A 2,246-nucleotide genomic window follows, 5' to 3' on the forward strand; every position below is an offset into this window, starting at 1 on the left:
TGATCGCAAAGTTCTGCGATTTATGGGAGATGCGGCGGCATACGCCTATATCGCCATGAAGAACGCGATTCAGGATGCTGGTTTAACTGAAAGTGATGTGTCGAATCCTAAAACAGGGCTGGTGATGGGATCCGGCGGTGCATCGTCATCCAATCAGGTTGAAGCCGCGGATATCTTGCGTGAAAAAGGTTTGAAACGCGTAGGGCCCTATCGTGTTACCCAGGTCATGGGAAGTACGACGTCTGCCTGCCTGGCAACCCCGTTTAAAATTAAGGGCATTAACTATTCAATGTCTTCCGCATGTGCAACCAGCGCCCATTGTATCGGAAATGCAATGGAACAAATCCAGTTGGGGAAACAGGATATTGTTTTTGCTGGCGGCGCTGAAGAAGAACATTGGACCATGAGTTCGTTGTTTGATGCGATGGGTGCATTATCAACCAAATACAATGAGACACCAGAAAAAGCGTCACGTGCCTATGATGCTGATCGAGATGGCTTTGTTATTGCCGGCGGTGGCGGTGTATTAGTCCTGGAAGAATATGAACATGCCAAATCACGTGGTGCAAAAATTTATGCTGAATTGACCGGTTATGCCGCCACATCAGATGGTTATGACATGGTGGCACCCTCTGGAGAAGGTGCGCAACGTTGCATGCAAATGGCGATGTCAACCATGCGTAACAGCCAAGTTGACTACATTAATGCACATGGCACCAGCACACCAGTTGGTGATTTGGCCGAATTAGGCGCTATCAAGCAGGTTTTTGCCGAAACCCAAATCCCACTGGTAGGTTCAACCAAATCGTTATCAGGACATTCTTTAGGAGCCGCTGGTGTACAGGAAGCTATCTACAGTTTACTGATGCTGGAAAATGATTTTGTTGCTGCTTCAGCCAATATTGATAATCTGGACGAGCAGGCGAAGGGCATGCCCATTGTGCTCGAGCGCAAAGATAATTCAGGCATTCAAGCTGTAATGTCGAATAGCTTTGGCTTTGGTGGTACCAATGCCTGTCTGGTGTTCGAAAAAATTTGATGCTAAATAAATAGCACCCTTGGCGTACTGCCAAGGGTGTTTTTTAATTTAAATCTGCATCCGTTACTGGCCCGCGTTTTCCGGCAAGTGATTCCTGCATTAAACTCACTAATTTCTGTTTTTTATCTTCATCATCCAAATGTTTGGAGCTGAAGGTGATGCCAAATCGATCTGCATATTGTTTGACCAGAATCATTAATATCGCCTCGTCCATTTTCGCTTTCTCCAAAATTATTAACGCAGCATTATAACGTGTTAACGTAAGTCATTATGAGATTACACTTTCAATCTATTGGTCATGGTGAACCGTTGGTCATTCTGCATGGTTTATTCGGTTCGGCAGATAACTGGCGCAGCATAGCCAAAGCGCTATCATCCGAGCGACAGGTGATTAGTGTGGATCTGCGTAATCATGGCCGATCATTCCATCACTCTCAGCAAACGTTTGATTTAATGGCCGAGGATTTGCTGAATCTACTGGATCACTTGGGTTTATCAGTAATCGATCTGCTGGGGCATTCGCTTGGTGGTAAAACGGCGATGCAATTTTCGCAAAATTTTACAGATCGATTACGTAAATTGATTATCGTAGATATTGCTCCACGTCAGTATGCTGATGAGCACAGTCAGATTTTCAAAGCTCTGTTAGCACAGGATCTATCAAAATTTTCCACCCGCTCCCAAGTTAGTGACGCATTGGCTGAAGCTTTGCCAGATCCGCAAGTCCGGCAGTTCCTGTTATTGAATTTACAAAAGGGCGACAATGGCTTGAGCTGGCGTATCAATTTACAGGGACTGTTTTGTAACTACCCCGGATTGTTGCAAAGCGTGAGCCCTGAAAATTCAATAGAGTTACCTGCTTTATTTCTCAGTGGCAGTAAGTCTGATTATGTAACCGACGATGATTGGCTGCAGATTAAATCTTTATATCCACAGGCAGAATATGTAGTCATCGATGGCGCTGGGCATTGGGTTCATGCTGAAAAACCCGATGCATTTATACAACAGGTAAACAGGTTTCTTGCAGATGATTAATGAAGAACTATTGAAGCAACTGATTGAATTTCGTCGTGAACGGGACTGGGAGCAGTTTCATAACCCCAAAGATATTGCGATTTCATTGTCAATCGAAGCCGCCGAACTGCTGGAATGGTTTCAATGGCGGAATAAGACTGAAATTCAACAAATGCTCAGCAGTGATAAACGC

3 protein-coding genes and 1 pseudogene are annotated in these 2,246 nt (G+C 44.7%); 3 read left to right on the forward strand and 1 reads right to left on the reverse strand.

Annotated elements, in window-relative coordinates; all coding sequences use genetic code 11:
- Nucleotides 1–1,039 (forward strand): beta-ketoacyl synthase N-terminal-like domain-containing protein (locus tag B3O33_RS03520; protein WP_292362946.1); only part of this gene is annotated, 1,039 nt, incomplete at its 5' end.
- 43 nt (nucleotides 1,040–1,082) lie between these two features.
- On the opposite strand, the gene B3O33_RS03525 is transcribed toward B3O33_RS03520, so the two are convergent.
- On the reverse strand, nucleotides 1,083–1,253 hold the full coding sequence (locus B3O33_RS03525) for a hypothetical protein (protein WP_292361529.1): 171 nt from the start codon (nucleotides 1,251–1,253) through the stop codon (nucleotides 1,083–1,085).
- Between the two features lie 56 nt (nucleotides 1,254–1,309).
- Here B3O33_RS03525 and B3O33_RS03530 point away from each other — a divergent pair, with 56 nt between their 5' ends.
- Nucleotides 1,310–2,074 (forward strand): alpha/beta fold hydrolase, encoded by a 765-nt coding sequence (locus B3O33_RS03530; RefSeq protein ID WP_292361530.1) that lies wholly within the window; start codon nucleotides 1,310–1,312, stop codon nucleotides 2,072–2,074.
- Nucleotides 2,067–2,246: pseudogene (locus B3O33_RS03535) on the forward strand (nucleotide pyrophosphohydrolase); the annotation flags it as partial. The gene B3O33_RS03530 and the pseudogene B3O33_RS03535, both read left to right, overlap by 8 nt.

Source organism: Methylophaga sp. UBA1464 (genome assembly GCF_002325665.1).
In the GTDB taxonomy this organism is placed as follows: Bacteria; Pseudomonadota; Gammaproteobacteria; order Nitrosococcales; family Methylophagaceae; genus Methylophaga.